The organism is Fangia hongkongensis FSC776 = DSM 21703, assembly GCF_000379445.1.
Taxonomy (GTDB): domain Bacteria; phylum Pseudomonadota; class Gammaproteobacteria; order Francisellales; family Francisellaceae; genus Fangia; species Fangia hongkongensis.
In genome coordinates this window covers 140,230-159,114 of record NZ_KB902240.1, presented here as the reverse complement: position 1 = coordinate 159,114, position 18,885 = coordinate 140,230, and the positions used below count along the sequence as shown (strand labels likewise).

Annotated in this window: 23 protein-coding genes and 1 riboswitch; of the genes, 19 read left to right on the top strand and 4 right to left on the bottom strand. The window is 38.3% G+C overall.

What is annotated here, in order from left to right; all coding sequences use genetic code 11:
* Window positions 1–161: 161 nt before the first annotated feature.
* The 3 genes from A37Q_RS0102200 to mdh all read left to right on the top strand — a co-directional run bounded on the left by A37Q_RS0102200 (window position 162) and on the right by mdh (window position 3,845).
* Window positions 162–1,409: an MFS transporter gene (locus tag A37Q_RS0102200; RefSeq protein WP_018298632.1), complete on the top strand. Its 1,248-nt coding sequence runs from the start codon at window positions 162–164 to the stop codon at window positions 1,407–1,409.
* Window positions 1,410–1,495: 86 nt separating this feature from the next.
* Window positions 1,496–2,788 (top strand): amino acid permease, encoded by a 1,293-nt coding sequence (locus A37Q_RS0102195; RefSeq protein WP_018298631.1) that lies wholly within the window; start codon window positions 1,496–1,498, stop codon window positions 2,786–2,788.
* A gap of 103 nt (window positions 2,789–2,891) precedes the next feature.
* A complete protein-coding gene (gene mdh, locus A37Q_RS0102190; RefSeq protein ID WP_018298630.1) occupies window positions 2,892–3,845 on the top strand; it encodes a malate dehydrogenase in 954 nt (317 codons plus the stop codon).
* A gap of 199 nt (window positions 3,846–4,044) precedes the next feature.
* On the opposite strand, the gene A37Q_RS0102185 is transcribed toward mdh, so the two are convergent.
* A complete protein-coding gene (locus tag A37Q_RS0102185) occupies window positions 4,045–4,461 on the bottom strand; it encodes a TraR/DksA family transcriptional regulator (RefSeq protein ID WP_018298629.1) in 417 nt (138 codons plus the stop codon).
* Between the two features lie 149 nt (window positions 4,462–4,610).
* Window positions 4,611–4,698, top strand: a riboswitch (Fluoride riboswitch).
* A 52-nt stretch (window positions 4,699–4,750) separates the two neighbouring features.
* On the opposite strand from A37Q_RS0102185, the gene crcB reads away from it, so the two are divergent.
* The 3 genes from crcB (at window position 4,751) to asd (ending at window position 7,131) form a co-directional block, all read left to right on the top strand.
* Window positions 4,751–5,140: a fluoride efflux transporter CrcB gene (crcB, locus tag A37Q_RS0102180; protein ID WP_018298628.1), complete on the top strand. Its 390-nt coding sequence runs from the start codon at window positions 4,751–4,753 to the stop codon at window positions 5,138–5,140.
* 31 nt (window positions 5,141–5,171) lie between these two features.
* Complete coding sequence (locus A37Q_RS14405) at window positions 5,172–5,942, top strand: beta-ketoacyl synthase chain length factor (protein WP_083906959.1); 771 nt, start codon at window positions 5,172–5,174, stop codon at window positions 5,940–5,942.
* A gap of 88 nt (window positions 5,943–6,030) precedes the next feature.
* Window positions 6,031–7,131 (top strand): aspartate-semialdehyde dehydrogenase, encoded by a 1,101-nt coding sequence (asd, locus tag A37Q_RS0102170; RefSeq protein ID WP_018298626.1) that lies wholly within the window; start codon window positions 6,031–6,033, stop codon window positions 7,129–7,131.
* Here asd and A37Q_RS0102165 read toward each other — a convergent pair.
* Window positions 7,128–8,051 (bottom strand): LysR family transcriptional regulator, encoded by a 924-nt coding sequence (locus A37Q_RS0102165; RefSeq protein ID WP_018298625.1) that lies wholly within the window; start codon window positions 8,049–8,051, stop codon window positions 7,128–7,130. The two genes, asd and A37Q_RS0102165, sit on opposite strands and share 4 nt — an antisense overlap.
* Before the next feature lie 136 nt (window positions 8,052–8,187).
* Here A37Q_RS0102165 and A37Q_RS0102160 point away from each other — a divergent pair, with 136 nt between their 5' ends.
* Window positions 8,188–9,231, top strand: a complete 1,044-nt coding sequence (locus A37Q_RS0102160) for a GMP reductase (RefSeq protein ID WP_018298624.1) — start codon at window positions 8,188–8,190, stop codon at window positions 9,229–9,231.
* An 18-nt stretch (window positions 9,232–9,249) separates the two neighbouring features.
* Here the strand turns inward: A37Q_RS0102160 and A37Q_RS0102155 are convergent, their stop codons facing one another.
* Window positions 9,250–9,501 carry a hypothetical protein gene (locus tag A37Q_RS0102155; RefSeq protein WP_018298623.1) on the bottom strand — a complete coding sequence of 84 codons (252 nt, stop codon included), beginning with the start codon at window positions 9,499–9,501 and terminating at the stop codon, window positions 9,250–9,252.
* A gap of 208 nt (window positions 9,502–9,709) precedes the next feature.
* Between A37Q_RS0102155 and rpsF the strand changes: the two genes are divergently transcribed.
* The 10 genes from rpsF to hemB all read left to right on the top strand — a co-directional run bounded on the left by rpsF (window position 9,710) and on the right by hemB (window position 16,331).
* Complete coding sequence (rpsF, locus tag A37Q_RS0102150; protein ID WP_018298622.1) at window positions 9,710–10,063, top strand: 30S ribosomal protein S6; 354 nt, start codon at window positions 9,710–9,712, stop codon at window positions 10,061–10,063.
* A gap of 17 nt (window positions 10,064–10,080) precedes the next feature.
* Complete coding sequence (rpsR, locus tag A37Q_RS0102145) at window positions 10,081–10,308, top strand: 30S ribosomal protein S18 (protein WP_018298621.1); 228 nt, start codon at window positions 10,081–10,083, stop codon at window positions 10,306–10,308.
* A gap of 20 nt (window positions 10,309–10,328) precedes the next feature.
* On the top strand, window positions 10,329–10,778 hold the full coding sequence (rplI, locus tag A37Q_RS0102140; protein ID WP_018298620.1) for a 50S ribosomal protein L9: 450 nt from the start codon (window positions 10,329–10,331) through the stop codon (window positions 10,776–10,778).
* Between the two features lie 268 nt (window positions 10,779–11,046).
* Entirely contained in the window at window positions 11,047–11,487 is a 441-nt protein-coding gene (locus A37Q_RS0102135) for a ferritin-like domain-containing protein (RefSeq protein ID WP_018298619.1), read from the top strand.
* A gap of 82 nt (window positions 11,488–11,569) precedes the next feature.
* On the top strand, window positions 11,570–12,370 hold the full coding sequence (gene truA, locus A37Q_RS0102130; RefSeq protein WP_018298618.1) for a tRNA pseudouridine(38-40) synthase TruA: 801 nt from the start codon (window positions 11,570–11,572) through the stop codon (window positions 12,368–12,370).
* A 130-nt stretch (window positions 12,371–12,500) separates the two neighbouring features.
* Complete coding sequence (locus tag A37Q_RS0102125; RefSeq protein ID WP_018298617.1) at window positions 12,501–13,112, top strand: glutathione S-transferase N-terminal domain-containing protein; 612 nt, start codon at window positions 12,501–12,503, stop codon at window positions 13,110–13,112.
* A 12-nt stretch (window positions 13,113–13,124) separates the two neighbouring features.
* Window positions 13,125–14,126 (top strand): protease SohB, encoded by a 1,002-nt coding sequence (gene sohB / locus A37Q_RS0102120; protein ID WP_018298616.1) that lies wholly within the window; start codon window positions 13,125–13,127, stop codon window positions 14,124–14,126.
* Between the two features lie 12 nt (window positions 14,127–14,138).
* Window positions 14,139–15,041, top strand: a complete 903-nt coding sequence (locus A37Q_RS0102115) for a DNA polymerase III subunit delta' C-terminal domain-containing protein (RefSeq protein WP_018298615.1) — start codon at window positions 14,139–14,141, stop codon at window positions 15,039–15,041.
* Between the two features lie 31 nt (window positions 15,042–15,072).
* Complete coding sequence (gene yhbY / locus A37Q_RS0102110) at window positions 15,073–15,351, top strand: ribosome assembly RNA-binding protein YhbY (RefSeq protein ID WP_018298614.1); 279 nt, start codon at window positions 15,073–15,075, stop codon at window positions 15,349–15,351.
* A gap of 2 nt (window positions 15,352–15,353) precedes the next feature.
* Window positions 15,354–16,331 (top strand): porphobilinogen synthase, encoded by a 978-nt coding sequence (hemB, locus tag A37Q_RS0102105; RefSeq protein WP_018298613.1) that lies wholly within the window; start codon window positions 15,354–15,356, stop codon window positions 16,329–16,331.
* Here hemB and A37Q_RS0102100 read toward each other — a convergent pair.
* Complete coding sequence (locus A37Q_RS0102100) at window positions 16,328–17,443, bottom strand: calcium:cation antiporter (protein ID WP_018298612.1); 1,116 nt, start codon at window positions 17,441–17,443, stop codon at window positions 16,328–16,330. The genes hemB and A37Q_RS0102100 overlap by 4 nt on opposite strands.
* A 164-nt stretch (window positions 17,444–17,607) precedes the next feature.
* On the opposite strand from A37Q_RS0102100, the gene A37Q_RS0102095 reads away from it, so the two are divergent.
* The gene (locus A37Q_RS0102095; RefSeq protein WP_018298611.1) at window positions 17,608–17,952 is read left to right on the top strand and encodes a type IV pilus modification PilV family protein; all 345 of its coding nucleotides are present in this window, start codon (window positions 17,608–17,610) and stop codon (window positions 17,950–17,952) included.
* 16 nt (window positions 17,953–17,968) lie between these two features.
* The gene (locus tag A37Q_RS0102090) at window positions 17,969–18,832 is read left to right on the top strand and encodes a hypothetical protein (protein ID WP_018298610.1); all 864 of its coding nucleotides are present in this window, start codon (window positions 17,969–17,971) and stop codon (window positions 18,830–18,832) included.
* Window positions 18,833–18,885 lie beyond the last annotated feature (53 nt).

Genomic DNA, 18,885 nt, shown 5'->3' with positions numbered 1-18,885 from the left:
TATTTAATTCAAATACCAATTGTTTAAGTAATACTTATTAAAACGATCAGTTTTTTCAAAGTGACAGTGTGTTTGTGTTTATTGTACGCTTATACAATTGCAAAATGATCTATGATGATTAAATCTGGATTGGTATTAGAGAAGTTATACAAGGGGGAGATGTGCGTTTAAGAACAATAGTAGTAGGTTGGGGTATCTGGTTGGTTGCAGCGCTTTTTTATGCGCTTGATTACTTTCAACATACCTCACCAAGTGTGTTATTAACGCCTATTGCAAATTCGATGGGTGTGGGTGTTGGTGATATTGTAGGGGTTATGGCTATCTATTTCCCTGTTTATGCGCTTTCTCAGATTCCAGCAGGCATCTTATTGGATAAATATGGACCAAGATGGTGTTTATCTATTGCTTGCATGGTAATGAGCTTGGGTATTATCGCCTTTATTATCGACAGCTCACTTGTCACCATGTTGATTGGGCGTATTTTGATTGCTATTGGTTCAGCTTTTGCCTTTTTGGGGGCATTAAAGGTTGCCTCTGAATCACTGCCAAAGTCTGTCTTTCCCATTGCAGTTGGACTTACTAACACAATCGGTGTATTGGGCGGTATTTTTGGCCAAATTTTGCTGACAGCATTGATTCATGATATGGGGTGGAAGGGTGCGATGTGGTTAATTGGCTATATTGGTATTGCTTTTTCGTTTGTGATTTTCATCTTAGTCAGACCCAAGTCCTATCTTAAAGAAAATAAAGTCACTCGAAGCTTTCACTGGCGAGATTTGGCTGCATTTAAATCGATAAATCTTTGGCTTATTGCTGTTTATGCCGGCATCATGGTTGGGACGGTGGTCAATGCTTTCTCTGAATTGTATGATGTTATTTTCTTGCAGCATGTTTATCATTTGGATGCTTATGCAGCAGCAGGTGTGAGCTCAATGATTTTTATTGGGATTGCCGTTGGTGGGCCTTTGCATGGTGTTATTGCAAGGATGCTTGGTAGTCACAAAAGATGGATGGTGATTGCAAATATCCTGACCATCTGCATTTTTGCACTGATCGTACTGACCCCTCACTATATTTCATTGACGGGGTTATACCTTCTGTATTTTTTCTTGGGATTTTTTGTCTCCAGCATGCTGTTGGCATTTGCTGTGGTAGATCAAATTTTCCCAAAAAATATTCATGGAACGGTGCTTGCGGCGGTTAATATGACTATTGGACTTTCAGGAGCATTGTTTCAGTATTTGGTTGATATTGCGAGTCATTGGATTAATGGTGGAGATATTAAAACAATACATAACCCAAATGTATTTTCATTGTCATTTTTAGTCTTATTAATTCCACTTATTGTGAGTGCAGTATTGCTGTGGATGGTTAAAATAAATACGACTTCTCAAAACAGAGTGCGCTAAATAGATAAGCTTCTTGTGAGATTTCTATTTAAAAGAAGCTAAAGCTATGTATACTGGATTGCAAGGTGATCACATCCCGCTAGAAAATGGAATCGAGTAATCGTCAAATTAGTACCCTGAAGTTTCTTTTTGTCATGGTTGGAATGGTGATTTCAGGGCAGTATTTTGGCTGGAATGGCGGTTTTGAGCAGGCAAGTAAACTTTCATATCTTGTTGCAGTAGTGATTTTAGTTATATTCTATGGTTTTTTTATGTTTGGCTGTGCTTACTTAGTCAATCATTATGCTGATAAAGATAAGTCGCTTCCTGATCTGGTTGCTGTCGTTCTTGGAAGAAGATTTGGGTATTTATGCGGTTGGGCATGTGTATTTGAGTATTGGCTTGCAACCCCAGCAATTGCTATTTCTTTTGCAGTTTATTTGCATGAGCTTATTCCAGAAGTTGGTTATTCATATGCTGTATTGATTGGATTTGCCATTGTCTTTATTGCCAATATAGGTTCTTTAAGCCATATTGCTAAGTATGAAGCCATTGCGACAGTGATTGCAATTTTTGGTGTTATTATTTTTTATTTCGCCATTGGCAGTCATGCGCTATCTCTTCCAAGTATAAGTAATCAGCTGTTTGATGATCAAGTTACCTTTTCTGGGGTAAGCTATGCTATTTCCTTTGCGATTTGGCTATTTTTAGGGATTGAAGGCGGTATTATCCTTATCCATGCAATGAAAAACCCTAAAAGAAATGGGTTTATTGGTATTACGTTTGGTGTGATAATTCTTGCATTTTTAGCTTTAGCTACAGTCTCTTTGTTTGTGTATTTTGCGCAACAAGAAGCGGTGATATTAGCAAATGACCCGTTACCAGCGCTTCTTGATTCTCTACACTATCCAGTGATAGCGAAGCTTATTTTGATTTTTGGTCTTTTTGGACTATTGGCAAGTTTCAATGGGTTAACCATAGGATATTCCCAACAGATTATCCTATTAGATAAAAGCTATCGCATCATGAAATCTTGCTCAGCTTCAAGATTAAAAACAAAGTTAATCTCGCTGATCATTCCTTTGTTTATTGCTTTGTTATGTTGTCTTTCAAATGACTTGAGTCAGAATTTTGTGGTAATGTCAGTGCTAAGTGCTGTGATCGTTTATATCTTTGTCAGTGTGGCTATAGTGGCGCTGTTTTTTAAGTTAAAAAAGTGGTTGATGGTGCTTTTATACACGTTGGTTCTGATGCTTCTTATGCTGATTATCACATTCACTTTTATCTATACAATTATCCCAGCGCATATTCAGTTTTTAGGGCTTCATGTCAATATTATCTGGGTGCTTTTGGCTGCGTTTATTATAGTAATATTATCAAGTTGGAAAATGAATATGTAGTTATAGATGTATTGCTTGCTGCATGGGTTTGACAATTTGAACCTAGCGAGTATAGTTGTGATTGCGTTTTAACACATAAATTGATAACGGAGAAGCTTGTCTTATGGCACGTAAAAAAATTGCACTTATTGGTGCTGGAAACATTGGTGGAACACTGGCTCATTTGGCGCTTTTAAAGAACCTAGGTGATGTTGTTCTTTTTGATATTGCAGAGGGAATTCCTCAAGGCAAAGCCCTTGATTTAGCGCAAAGTTGTCCTGTTGAAGGGGTGGATGCTTCTGTTACAGGGAGTAATAATTATAAAGATATAAAAGATGCGGATGTTGTTATTGTAACGGCAGGTGTGCCAAGAAAGCCGGGCATGAGCCGTGATGATCTATTGGGTATTAATGCTAAAGTCATGAAAGCAGTAGGTGAGGGTATTAAAAATAACTGTCCAAATGCATTTGTTATTTGTATCACCAATCCGCTTGATATTATGGTAAGAATGTTGCAGCACTATTCTGGTATTGCAGATAATAAGATTGTTGGAATGGCAGGAGTATTAGACTCTTCTCGTTTTAGAACCTTCCTTGCTTGGGAGTTTGGTGTTTCTTTAGAGCAAGTTCAGGCCTATGTGATGGGTGGTCATGGTGACACAATGGTGCCGCTAACTGGGATGAGTAACATTGCTGGAGTGAGTCTGAATAAATTGGTTGAAGAAGGTAAGATTTCACAAGCACGTTTAGAGGAAATTGTTGATCGTACACGTAAAGGTGGTGGCGAAATTGTTGGCCTTTTAAAAACAGGGTCAGCTTACTATGCCCCGGCGACATCAGGCATTCAAATGGCTGAGAGCTATTTATTTGATAAAGGTATGGTCTTGCCATGTGCAACAAAAGTGAAAAAAGGCACTTATGGGCTTGATGAAGATTTATTTGTTGGTGTTCCAACTAAGATCACTGCAAATGGTGTTGAGCCTTTAGAAGTAGAGATTACTGAAAAAGAAAGAGCGCAGCTTCAAGTCTCTATCGACGCTGTGAAAGACTTAAATGAAGCAGCTGATAGGTTAATGTAAGTCGCTAAAAATAATAAAAAGCAACCAGAGTACTTCTTAATGAAGAAGTATTTCTGGTTGTGTAATGGGATCAGCAAAAATGAAAGGACCAGCTTTGCGATGCAAATGCTTGGCTTTTTATGATGACTTCTTGAGAGAGATGTTAACTTTTGTGAGAAAGTTAGTCTTTTTTGACTAAATTTTAGATTAAAAGAAAGCGCTAGTCAGCTTTGATGGCGCCTTGTGTCTTCTCTTGATGCTCTTGTATTTCTTTAGCTTGAACCGATAGTGTCGCTGTTGGTCTTGCTAACAGGCGTTGAACGCCAATTGGATCACCTGTCACTTCACAGTAACCATAATCCCCACTATCAATTAAACGAAGTGAGCCGTTAACTTTTCTTAAAAGTTTGCTTTGTCTATCTACCGTTCTAAGATACAGTTGTTGCATTTCCTGAGAGGTAGCAACATCATTTAGATCTGTATTTCGCTCTGACTCGGCAAGGCTTTTTTTCGCATCTTCAATTGCGATCGTTAATTCATCTTTGTGCTGTAATAATAGAGCTTTAAAAAATGCAAGCTGTTCATCATTCATATAATCATCTTCAGGCATTTTGAGTAGTTCTTTTTCTGTTAACATAACTACACTCTCCAATCATTTTATTTACGTCAGGGCGATTTTATATCATAAATATTCCGATATCACTAATAAAATCACTGCAACTACTATAAAAAAAGATGAAAAAATGAATTTAGTCAATATCTAGGCGATAATGACTATGGTATAATGCCGAAAAGGGAAATGGTGTTCTTCCTGATTTGACAGCAATGAAAAATCAAACCATCTTTTATAAAGATTGATGACGCCTGCAACTGAAAGTACATAGAGTTGTGGTTACATATAGGCGTTAAACAATAGGAGAATAAAGATGGTCACTATTTTACTGGTAGGTGTTGGCGGGGCATTTGGCTCAATAGCACGTTTTTCACTGGCTTTTTGGATTACAAAATTAATGGGGAAGGCCTTTCCCTATGGTATTTTATTAATTAATATTTTAGGTTGCTTGCTGATAGGAATTTTGGCGGCGTATTTCCAAAAAACAAAATTATTTGATCATATTATAAGTTTGCATTTGAGGAACTTGCTTATTACTGGCTTTTTAGGTGGCTTTACCACATTTTCAAGCTTTAGTCTTGATGCCTTAATGTTATTTGAAAAAGGATTTTGGCTTAAAGCATTAAGTTATATTATTTTAAGTGTTGTGGTCTCTATGATTGCGGTGACACTAGGCTTTTTATGGGTAAAGCGTTATTATTAGACATTATTGCATATTAATATAATTATAAGCCATGAGCGAAGTGATAGAGTTAAAGGCATATGTGAAAAAAAGCTATGCCTTGGCGTCTGGGTTGGCAGGTCGACAAGATTGGCAGCAATTTTTTACAACTCTCTCTCCAGAGCTTAAGAAAGAGGGGCTTATTGTAGATGATCATATTCCAAAGGCAACGAAGCGTAGAGTCACTCCTGCAAGCAAAATTGCTTTGCAGGCAGCTTTAGAGGTTAGCGCTCAAAAGGAGGATATCAATTATGCTGTTTTTGCTTCGCGCCATGGTGAAATCACGGCAACAGTGGGTTTATTGGCTTCATTGGCGGAAAAAGATATTCTCTCGCCGATGCGTTTTTCACAATCAGTGCATAACACAGCATCTGGGCTTTTTTCTATTATTAAAGGCGCCAAGCATAATATAACCTCTATTGCTGCTGGTGAAAGCACTTTTATGATGGCAATGTTAGAGGCGATGAACTACTTAAAGTTGTACCCTAACTCAAAAGTTTTGGTTTGCATGTTTGATGAGCTGTTACCAGAGTATTATCAAGCCTACTTATCTCAGAGAGATCAAGGCTATCCTTCTTATGGCGTATCCCTGTTACTGAGCAATGAAAAGGATATAGAAGATAGCTCGCTAGCTATTTACTTAACACTTAAGGCAAATGAGAAAAAGGCAGTACAAAATAGTGCCAATCTTCCTGATGCACTTGAATATTATCGTTGGCTAAATTTTAATGATACAACCTTTAGGCGCTCTGCCGTAGGCTTTGATTTTATTTGGCGCAAATAAAAAATTCCCGTAAATCATATTGACAGTCAGTAGTAACTTTAAGATGCTAGCTAGATGGTGGATGATTTTGTAGTGAATTGAAATATAAATGAAAAAAGTGGGATTTGTCGGTTGGCGTGGAATGGTGGGTTCTGTGTTAATGGAGCGTATGAAAGAAAATGATGATTTCGATGCAATAGAGGCTGTTTTTTTTAGTACTTCTCAAGCAGGGCTTCAGGCACCAAATTATGCAATACATGCAATGGATACCTTACAAGATGCTTATGATATTAATAGGTTAAGTCAAATGGATATTATCATTAGCACGCAAGGAAGCGAGTATACCCAAAGGGTATTACCAGAGTTGGAGCGAGTGAATTTCACTGGGTATTGGATTGATGCGGCATCACATCTTAGAATGAAAGAAAATGCTTTGATTGTTTTAGATCCTATTAATCGAGAGCATATTGATCAAGCGATACAAGAAGGTGTGAAGTATTTTGTTGGTGGGAATTGTACTGTCAGTTTATTAATGCTGGCACTCGATGGGCTTTTGTCAGCAAAAGTTATCGACTGGATTAGCACTATGAGCTATCAAGCTGTCTCTGGAGCAGGTGCCAAGGCTATGAGTGAGCTTTTAGCGCAAAGTGAGTTTATGTATTCTAAATCTACAGATAAAAGCGATATGTTGTCCGTTGAGAAAGAAATGCGTGCAAGTACACATTTAGATACCTTTCCACAATCTTCCTTGCCAGCTGCTTTAGCATATAATGTATTGCCTTGGATTGATGCTAAGCTTGATAATGGCCAATCAAAGGAGGAGTGGAAGGCTCAGGCTGAACTAAATAAAGTCTTAAATCTTGATGGAGGGGGAACTATCGCTGTTGATGGGATTTGTGTTCGTGTGCCTGCGCTTCGTGCGCACAGTCAGGCATTAACCATTCAGCTAAATGAAGATATCCCTCTAAGCGAAGTTGAAAACTTGATTAAAACAGCAAATCCTTGGGTTCAATATATTGAAAATGATCCAGAAGCCACATGGCATAACTTGACTCCGCAGTCAGTCTCAGGAAGCTTGAATATCGCTGTTGGTAGGTTGAAAAGAAGTAATACTTCAAACCGTCATATTCAGCTATTTACTGTGGGAGATCAGCTTTTATGGGGAGCAGCTGAACCGCTTAGAAGGATGCTGAATATTTTGGTAGGTTAAGTGATGTTATCATTGTTGGCAACTTCTCTAAGTGCCTGAATGCAGGCTTGCATTACTTTGTTAATGGGGCGGTCTTGATGATACGCAAGATACGTAGACAGTCCCTCAATAATGATACTTTTAGGCTCGTTTTCACGGTTAATGTTTTTGAGATAAAGCTCTCGTGCAGAGACAAGAAGACCCTCTGAAAGCTCCTTTTCAACCATAAAACTTGGCAGCCACCCAATACCTAAATTAGCGATAATTGCTTTTTTGGCTGCTTGGGCGCTGGAAAATGTACAGATCGATGCGCCTTTGGGTAATTTTTTGAGTGAAAAATCATGTAAAATTGAAGTCGTGCTGGGCGTGATAAAATTTTGTTTTAATATATTCTCTAGCGTAGGGTTATTAATGATGCTCTCATTCTCAGATGAGGCAACGAGTATGCAGCTGATTTCTCCAACTTTTTCACATAAATAGCGCTTTTCTTTCACTGGATGAGAAGCAATGATCAAATGACCATTATTTCTTTCATAAATGTCAGTGTAATCGGTAATAGTGAAGTTAATATTGTAGTTTAGTTTGGGGTAGCAGCGCTTAAGCTGTGTCAGTATCTGAATAATGCGCTCATCAAAAATAGGTGAGACAACAAGGTTTAATTTGTAATCTTCATTTTGATCAGATAAATGCTCAATAAGATGATTAAAAGAGCGCTGAATATCACGCGCATAGGGGAGAAACTTTTCGCCATCGACAGTCAGTTGTGTTGTTTTACCGTCGAAATAAAAAAGCTTTTTCCCTACTTCAGACTCTAGAGATTTAATCTGTTTGGTTACGGCAGGCTGTGTGAGATAAAGTGCATTAGCAGCGGCAGTTATGTTATGTGTTTCAACGATCTGTAGAAAAATCTGTACGTGCTTATAAGTCAGGTTATAGGGCATATATCAAAGCCTAAGAGGGTTATGAATAAATTATTATATACCATCATTAATCATTTTGCAGTGATTCTTGTGGGTGATTTAAGTAGTTAAACTCGATATAATGTTGCATGATTTAAACAAACTCTAAAGGCACGCTATGCGCATAGAACAGGATATCAAACTTGGGTTTCAGGATGTATTAATTCGCCCAAAGCGATCAACGCTTAAATCACGCTCTCAGGTATCTCTTGAGAGAAATTTTACGTTTAAACACAGTAAAAAAGCTTGGGAAGGTGTGCCGATTGTTGCTGCAAATATGGATTCAGTGGCAAGTTTTGCTATGGCGGAGGCTTTGGCAAAGCATAAAGTGTTGACCGCTATTCACAAACATTACTCTGTTAAAGATTGGGAGGTTTTTTTATCTCAGGCAGATAAATTAACCTTGCAGCATATGATGATTTCGACAGGCACCTCGAAGAAAGATTTTGATAAGTTAACAGACATTGTGGGGCTTTCGCCTGATCTTCAATTTATCTGTATTGATATTGCCAATGGTTACTCTGAGCATTTAGTTGATTTTGTGGCAAGTGTCAGAGCGCGATTTCCTGAGATGACAATAAGTGCCGGCAATGTGGTTACAGGAGATATGGTTGAAGAGCTTGTTCTTGCCGGTAGCGATATTGTGAAAGTGGGGATTGGCCCAGGGTCAGTGTGTACAACGCGCGTAAAAACCGGTGTTGGCTATCCACAGCTTTCGGCTATTATTGAGTGCGCAGATGCTGCACATGGACTAGGTGGCCGCATCATTGGTGATGGTGGCTGTACTTGTGCAGGTGATGTTGCAAAAGCATTTGGCGGGGGCGCTGATTTTGTGATGTTAGGCGGTATGCTTGCTGGGCACAGTGAAAGTGGCGGTGAGGTTATCGAAAAAGAGGGTAAGAAGTATGTCAAATTCTATGGCATGTCATCAAAAAGTGCTATGGATAAGTACGCAGGCTCTGTGGCAGCCTATCGCGCAGCAGAAGGCAAAACGGTTCACTTACCCTATAAAGGAAAGGTTGATAACACCGTGCAAGATATATTAGGTGGTGTGAGATCAGCATGTACCTATGTGGGTGCTAAGCATTTAAAAGAATTGACGAAAAGAACAACTTTTATTCGTGTTCAGGAGCAGGAGAATAATGTCTACGGGAAGGAGTAAAGTTACACTTCTCTTTACTCAAGATCGTTTGTGATCCAATTTATAAATAATAGAGCCAACAATAATAAAGATTACACCAATTAAAAGGCTCACGCAGCCAAGCATGGCAAGGATTAGTGATTCCCCTAATTCATAGAGGTTGAAGTTCACTTCAAACCAAAAAAAGGCACCATGAATAAGTACCATGCTCATAATAACGAGCACAATACCAATAAGGATGCAGATTAAAATGGATACGGGAAAGGGTTTTTTCGTTACATCAGTATTCATGGGCGACTCCTTATTATCTCTTCTTGTGGAAACAAATAAGCTAACTTAAGCCTAGAAGAGCAATTTCAAAATATCCACAAAAAAGTAGATGGATAAAGATTTTAATTGTCTTTTGATGTTTTTTTTGCGAAAATACGCCAGCTCTTTGCTGTAAGAGTGATTACAGCTTATCGAGTGTTAACGATAAACCATAAGGAGTAGAAATACTATGAGACATTATGAAGTTGTATTTATGGTACATCCTGATCAAAGCGATCAGTTGCCAAATATGCTAGAAAAATACCGCGAAATTATTGAAAAAGATGGCGGTAAAATCCATCGTTTGGAAGATTGGGGTCGTCGCCAATTGGCTTACCCGATCGCTAAGCTACATAAAGCACATTATATCTTAATGAACATCGAGTGCGACACAGAAGCGCTAGATGCATTAAATGAATCTTTCAGATATAACGATGCTATCTTACGTCGTTTAGTTATCAATACAGATGAAGCTATTACTGAGCCATCTGTTATGGTCGCTAAAGATGACAAAAAAGATGAAAAAGAAACAACAGAAGCTTAGGATTGAGGAGATAAATTATGCGTCCAAATCGTCGTCGTAAAGTATGCCGTTTTACCGTTGATGGTGTAAAAGAGATCGATTATAAAGATTTAAACACATTAAAGGGTTATATTACTGAAACAGGTAAGATTGTACCAAGCAGAATTACAGGTACATCTGTGAAGTACCAACGCCAACTTGCCACTGCTGTTAAGCGCGCAAGATTTTTGGCATTGATCCCTTATTGTGATCGTCACTTTAACTAATTTGATAAAGGGTCTTTATTATGCAAGTTATTTTAAAAGAAAAAGTTGAGAACCTAGGAGCGCTAGGTGATGTTGTTAATGTTAAGCCAGGTTATGCAAGAAACTATCTTGTTCCTTATGGTAAGGCAGTGCAAGCAACTGAAGCAAATATTGCAGCATTTGATCAGCAAAAAGCTGAGCTTCAAAAAGTTGAAGCAGCGCGTTTAGCAGAAGCAAAAGCCAATGCTGAGAAAGTTGAAGGGCAAGTTTTTGTCATTAAAGCTGCAGCTGGAGATGGTGGTAAGCTATTTGGTTCTGTTGGAACCAAAGAAGTTGCTGAAGTGGTTGCTGCACAAAAGGGTGTTGCTGTTGAAAAACGCCATGTGCGCATGCCAGAGGGTATTATTCGCACCATTGGTGAGTTTACGCTTTCTGTGCATCTGCATACAGATGTAGATGCTGAAATCAAGGTTGTTGTTGAAGCTGAATAAGCAAAAATAACCTAGATAATGCTTTTAAAGGTCGCTGATGCGGCCTTTTTTATTGTTCTTAAAAATGCTTAGCTATTATTGTTACCGATTACAGTGAACTTTGCTCTGAGTGATGCAAAATGTAAAGCCTAAAAGATAAAAAGAGCGACAAAAAGAGAATGATTTTCATTTAATCTGAAAATAACTTAAATCATGTGCTATCACTTGCAACTATAGCTAAAATCATGCACCATCTTTGTGATTTTATATAAACCTCTTGGAGACACTGATGAAATTGGAACTTGCTAATAAAGATGAAGTTTTTGCAACTCTTAACCAGATTTTAGAGCTTGAAATGGCTGGCGTTGTACGCTATACGCATTATTCATTGATGATTGTAGGGCACGGCCGTATTCCTATTGTCAGCTGGATGCGTGATCAGGCGCAAGAAAGCTTAACACATGCAACAAGAGCAGGTGAGATGATTACGCACTTTGAGCAACACCCTTCTTTAGAGATTGCTAAATTAACTGAAACACATCGACATAATATTGATGAAATTTTAAAAGAAAGTCTTGAGCATGAATTTTCAGCACTTGAGTTATATAGAAAGCTTTTAAGTCTGACAGAAGGAAAGTCAGTTATATTAGAAGAGTATGCGCGTGAACTTATCGTTGAGGAAGAGACGCATATTGGTGAAGTGGAGAAAATGCTGAAAAAACCATATTAATCCAATAAATATTCTATGTTAGAGTGACTGCAAAATACTTTATGATTGGTATAATAGTCCTAAATTTTATTTAGAGTCACCAATGAACTATTACGCGCTGGTATTAGAATATCACGGAGAGAACTACTGCGGTTGGCAAAGGCAGTCTCATAGTCCTTCTGTTCAAGCATCATTAGAAAAAGCCCTATCTCAAATTGCAGATGAATCTATAGAGATAATTTGCGCTGGACGCACAGATACAGGGGTGCACGCCTTAGCGCAAGTTGTGCATTTTTGCACTCATGTTAAGCGGGAAGATAAAGCTTGGCTGATTGGGGTGAATTCGCTTTTGCCTAAGGATATCAAGGTTTCTAAGCTTTATCATGTTGATGAAAATTTCAGTGCACGCTTTAGTGCCACACATAGGCGCTATCAATATCTCATTTACAATAACCCAGTTAGTAGTGCGGTATTTCTTAAAAATGCTACATGGATAAAAGAAAAGCTTGACCTTGAGAGAATGAATGAGGCTTGTCGCTATTTGATTGGTGAGCAGGATTTTACAACATTTCGCTCGTCTCAGTGCCAGTCTCATACGGCGATGAGAAATATACATCATGCTTATTTTAAACGTTATGGTCAGTTTGTTGTTTTTGATATTCAAGGGAATGCCTTTTTGCATCATATGGTGAGAAATATCACAGGTAGTATGCTAAAAATCGGAATGGGACTTTACAATCCTGATTGGATGCAAGCGCTTATGAAAATAAAAGATAGAACAAAGGCAGCAGAAACGGCGCCAGCAACAGGGTTGTATTTGGTTGAAGTTGGCTATCCAGAAAGCACCGAAGTGCGTGCATCAAATACGTTACAGTCATTATTAGGTGTCAATGATCACCCCTAAATTTCACGTAATGAATAGCTTTAAAAATGTTTTATGTTTGGCGTAGATTGCGCGTTAGAAATACTGGAAAATACCTTGTGATTGGTATAGTATTGTCAGTTAGTTTTTTATGATCAATTGAATCGAAATAATGTATATAACACTGTATATAAAGAAAAATTGCCCTTATTCACATGCTGCGCGCATTGCACTTGAAGAAAAAAGAATGGCATTTCAAGTCATTGAGCTTGATGAGAAAAAAGATAATGAGATGATTTTATCACTCAATCCAGACGGTATTTTGCCTATTTTAAAAGAGCGTGATCATGTGATTTATGATCCGGAGGTTGTGATGCTTTATATTGATGAACGCTATCCTGCACCTTCTTTGTTACCAAATTATCCAGTTGAGCGCGCAAGAACACGTTTAGCAATGGTGCGAATTGAGCGTGAGTGGTACTCTATTTTGCACTTTATTATGACGAGTAAAGATAAGAAAAAGGTCGATGAGGCAAAAAGCGCATTGATTGATAGCTTTAAAGCGATTGAACCTATTTTTTCTGAAAATGAGTTTTTTATGTCAGATACGATGACGCTTGCAGATTGCTCATTGGCAGCACTTTTACATATCCTGCCATCAATTGGGATTACCTTAGATAAATCACTTGGTGAGATTAATAATTATGCCGAGAGAATATTTGCACGTGAATCTTTCCAAAGAACAATGCCAAAGCAGGCTAAAAAGGTTTATCGAAGACACTAAGGATATAGCAATATGTGGGCAGATCACGGAATAAATTATTTATTTTTTGTTTTAGAAGTTTTTACCGTTGTCTTTGGTATTACTTTGGCAGTTATCTTGATTCTTTCAGCTGCAAGCAAGGGTAAAGGCGCAAAATCAGGGCAGCTGATTATTAAATCACTTGCTGAGCGTTATCAAAAAGAACAGCTCAGTATCGCCAAAGAAATATTGAGTAAAAAATCATTTAAAAAGCTCATAAAGCTTCAACATAATGAACAGAAAAAAACACAAAAAGAAAAAGACACATTAAAACGTCTTTTTGTTATTCATTTCTCTGGCGATATCAAAGCCTCTGAAGTCAAAAGCTTAGCAAAAGAGGTCGATAGTATCTTGGCTGTTGCAGAGAAGCAAGATGAGGTGTTACTGCGCTTAGAAAGTCCAGGTGGGGTGGTGAATGGTTATGGCCTTGCCGCTGCACAATTAGCTAGGATCAAAGAAGCAGGTATTCACTTGGTCGTTTCAGTAGATCAGGTTGCTGCAAGTGGTGGTTATATGATGGCCTCTGTTGCCGATCAAATTATAGCTTCACCATTTGCTATTGTTGGCTCCATCGGTGTAGTCGCGCAACTTCCTAATATTAATCGTTTTCTAAGCGATAAAGGCGTTGATGTTGAGCTTCATACCGCTGGCAAGTACAAGCGTACTTTAACAATGTTGGGTAAAAATACAGAAGAAGGCCGTGAGAAATTTCAAGAAGAGCTTGAGGTTATCCATCGCTTATTTAAAGAACATATTGCTTTTTATCGACCAACTTTGGATATTGAGTCGGTAGCAACAGGTGAGTATTGGTATGGCAAAAGTGCGCTTTCATTGAATCTAGTGGATCATTTGATCACAGGTGATGCTTATCTTTTGGATAAATATAAAACGCATGACTATCAAATCTTTAGTGTGGAATATAAAGTAAAAAAATCAAAAATAGCGTCACTGTATCGTTCGGCTATGCAATATTTAGTACGTAATGGGCTGTCATAGTAGGAGGCATTGATGTCTCGATATTCTCAACAAAGCGTGTTTTTAAAATGCAAAAGCGCCTATGAAAATGAGTGTTTGCCTCATGCGCTTTTATTTCATGCACCAGCAAAGCTTGAACTGAATGGAATGTTGAAAGAACTTGCAGCGCTGTTACTGCAAAAACCCTTGATTGAGGATCTCTCCCAAACGCCAGATATTCACTTTATTCAATCAGATGGCAATCAAATAAAATTAGCGCAGATTAATGAGATTTTAGATGAACTAAAGTTAACCTCGCATGGTGCAGCAAAACTTGTGATTATTTCTGTCATCGAGTCATTTAATCTCTCTGCTGCCAATGCCTTTTTAAAAACATTAGAAGAACCATCGGATAACACTTATTTTTTATTAATCACGCATCAATTAAACTGGGTGATTCCAACCATTCTTTCACGTGTTCAGGTGATTGATATGGTGATGAGTCTTGATGAGAAAATGCGATATTTAAAACAGCAGTATAAACTCACTCAAGATGATGCAAATAAAGCGCTACGTATTGCAAGAGGTGATATCAAAGTAATTGATCGGATTAAAACAGATAAGGATTTTTGGTTAACACGTAAATTGCTGATGATGACAATGCTTGGAAAAACAAATGCTATCGAGGCAGCAGAGAAGCTCTCTGTTAATTATGTGGATGCAATTTATTGGCTTACAAGCCTTATTGTGGATGGGTATTATTTGTCTCAAGGTGTGCCCTTTGAGTCAATTGCTAATATTGACCAAGAAGTCTTTTTACATAAGATGGCGCAAAAACATACAAGTGATCATTTGTATGCGGTGTATCAAAAACTGCTACAATTCAAAAATTTACATGGCAAACATGTTAACATAAATAAACAATTAGCTTTGGAATCAATGCTTCTTCAGCTATGATTCATGCAATATAAACCTAGAAGGTACTGAAATGTTAGATTCACAAAAAAAACAAGCGTTGAAAGCAAAAGCGCATAAACTTAATCCAGTTGTTATGATTGGTGATAAAGGATTAACAGAAAATGTATTAAAGGAAGTTGATGCGGCACTTGAAGCGCATGAGCTTATTAAGGTCAAAATTGCCAGTAATGACAGAGAAGCAAGGAAATCTGCAACGAATGAAATTTGCTTAAAGGTGACTTGTGAGCTTGTGCAAATTATCGGTAATATTTCTATTCTCTATCGCCAAAAGACTAAAAAGAAAGGTTAAATATGAGCTTTTTCCCACTATCTCGCCCAAGAAGACTAAGAAGAACGCAAGCAATTCGTGATCATATTGCAGAGATAAAACTGTCACCGTCTGATTTAATGTACCCGATTTTTGTTGTGCATGGGGAAAATATAAAAAGTGAAATTCAGGCAATGCCGGGACAGTATCATTGGTCGCTTGATAGAGTGGGTGAGCTTGTAAGCGAGATACAAAAAAGTGGTGTGTTATCTGTAATGCTTTTTGGTGTGCCGAAACAAAAAGACACCTATGCCAGTGAAAATTATGATGACAATGGGATTGTGCAGCAAGCTATTCGTTTGATAAAAACGCTGGTGCCAGATTTAATTATTGCCACGGATGTATGCCTTTGCAGTTATACTGAGGATGGGCATTGTGGTATTGTGCATCAGGGTGAGATTGACAATGATCAAACATTGGATATTTTACAAAAGACGGCGGTTTCTCATGCTGAAAATGGTGCAGATATCGTGGCGCCAAGTGGGATGATGGATGGGATGATTCAAGCAATGCGCCGTGCGTTGGATGAAAATGATTTCTCTTCTGTGGGGATTATGTCTTATGCGGTGAAGTATGCCTCAGCATTTTATGGCCCTTTTCGATCTGCATGTGACTCAGCACCAAAAGGGGATCGAAAAAGCTACCAAATGGATTATCGCAACTTCTCAGAAGCGCTTAAAGAGGCAAAAATGGATGAAGAGGAAGGCGCGGATTTTATTATGATCAAACCTGCACTAAGCTACTTGGATGTCATTCAAACTGTGCGAGAGAATACAAACCTGCCTGTTGCTGCGTATCAAGTTAGCGGTGAGTATGCGATGATTAAAGCAGCCGGTGAAAAGGGCTGGATCGATGAGAGAGAAGTTGCGCTTGAGTCACTAACAGCAATCAAGCGAGCAGGCGCTAAGATTATCCTTAGTTATTATGCATTAGATGTCTCTAAATGGATTAAAGCATCTTAAGAAAAGGTAGGGGTGTCAAAAATAAGGGCAAAATAGACGATAAATACACTTAATAATACCATGCCATTTAGGACGCTGGTGCGCCTCGAGGTGAAAGTGATAAGGCTAATAAAGAAAGTCAGAAGCATGAGTATGGTTGCTGTTGAGTTTAAGCCAAGAATGAGTTTCTCACCTAAAAATAGACTGATGATCAGTACAGACGGTACCGTTAAACAGATAGTTGCAACAGCAGATCCCATGCAAAGATTAATTGAGCGTTGAAGCTGGTTTTTATAAGCGGATTGAATGGCGCTTACCCCTTCAGGTGTTAAGACTAAAAGCGCGATAATAAAGCCCCCTAATTTGCTTGGGAGCCCAGCCTCTTGAATGCTATAATTAAGAAAGTTTCCAAGGTTTTTTGACAGTGCGATCATAATACCAAGGCCGATAATAAGCATGACAACATGATAGCAAACTGAGCCTATCGGGTTATGGTGCTCTTCTTCCTCACGATCAATTGAAAAGCGAAAGTAATCTTTATGTGTGATCGTTTGCTTCACCAAAAAAGTAGCGTATAAAAGAACACAGACAAAAATAATCAACACAGATTGGCTGGTGCTTAGTGTTCCCTCTGTGGTTGCCACAGTGAAATTAGGTAAAATTAAGCACAAGGTAACTAAAGGGATCAGCACAGCAATATAAGCACTGGCGCCTTCTATATTATACATCTGTGTGCTGTGTTTAATGCCGCCTGTTAAAAGGCTTAACCCGGCAAAGCCATTCACAGCAATCATGATAACAGCAAACATCGTATCACGGGCAAGCACTGGATCTCCTTTGCCAATTAACATCATGGTGACAATTAGCGCCACTTCAATACTAATCACTGCAAGTGTCAAAATTAAAGTGCCATAAGGCTCACCGAATTTTTCAGCTAGCCAATCGGCATGTTTAACAACGTTGAATGCACATAAAAGCATGACTAGGAAGATGACAAAAGTAACAATAATTGAGCCAGTATGTAAAAGTGTGCTTGGCGTAAGCGATGTAAAAGCAAAGTTAAGTAATAAAAAAATAACAAGTGGCAATATTAGGCCATATTCTTTTTTACCAAAGCGATAAAGCTTTAACATCCATTTCTCCTTGCACACTCTTTGCTCGGTATTATATACCATTGAAGGCAAAAATATGGAATTATTTGCTGTGTTTTATGCTATTTTCCTATGCTTTTATTTGAGAGATAGAATTTCTGCTAAGCTTTGAAGTAATCAAGGTAGTACTTAAGGTGAAATACAAGATGAGAAAGTTCAAAGGCCAACAATTACAGTCGATAGTAAACTGTAAAAAATCAGCAGGTTTTGGACTTATTGAATCACTCGTTGCGCTTGTTATTATTGTCTTTGTTTTTGGCTCTTTTATGTTAATTATGATGCGTTCGATGACAGCAGCGCATCACTCAAATGTTCAATCAGATATGGGCATAGAGTTGGATAATAGAGTGGAGCTGTCTTGGATGACTGGCAGTGTTGATGTGTCATCAGGCAATGGGGTGACCTATAGTGTTAATAGTGGCGGGACACTGTTAACGGGAAATCAGGCGCAGCTGGGAATCAATCAAGAGCGGATTATTTCCGTACAGTAAGCAGGTGATGAGAAGAATGTATCGATTTAATCCAAAACAAAAAGGCGCAACCTTAATACAACTTTTAGTTGGCCTTGCTGTTGCCGCATTTGTTATTTTAATGGTTGAGCGGATGTATTTTGTTTTAAGGGCAAAGTATTATAATAATGTCAGTGCTTTGGAGGAAAATACAAAGGCACTTGAGCTTTCCCAAGCGATTCGATCGTCCATTGATGATGCAACAACGCCTTCTAGCTTTGGCATGTGGCCATGGCAAATTAAAACCCTTCGAGTGCCTGGAGAGAGCTTTAATCCTTTAAATTATCCACCTGTTTATGCAGCAACCTCGCTAACCAATCTAAATTTGAGCTCTCAGGTTTCAGGAACAGATATATTACTTATTCAGGGAGTGCTGGCAAGTGAAACCACAACAAGCGTTATTATGAGCAGTAGCACTTCTGTAAATATTCCAACAAATATGTCGATTGGGTCTAGTGACTATGTACTATTAGCGGATGATAGTGGCTATGAGCTAATGAAATCAGCTTCCAACTCGACTGGTTCCTCTGTTACTGTAACACAAGGGCCATCTCGAGATTTTGCAATAGGAAGCTATTTAGCACATTACCAAACATTGGTTTTTTATTTATATCAAGATGGGGCAGATGAAGATGTCTATCTTTTAACAGATAACGCTGCTTCTGGCGATGAGCTATTGCAGAAAATAGAGGATTTTCAAATTGAATATTATTTAAATGGGGCGTGGAGTGCCGTTAGTAGTGAGACGACATCAGGTTATGTTGATAGTTGGTATAAAGAGGTTAAAGGGATTCGAGTCAGCTATAGCGTTAATGGTAAAGCCTATACTGCGATCGTTGCAATTAAGCAAAATAACTTGTAATCACTATTATCTGGCCAGTAGATAAATTGCTGGCAGTAATGCTTCTTTTAACT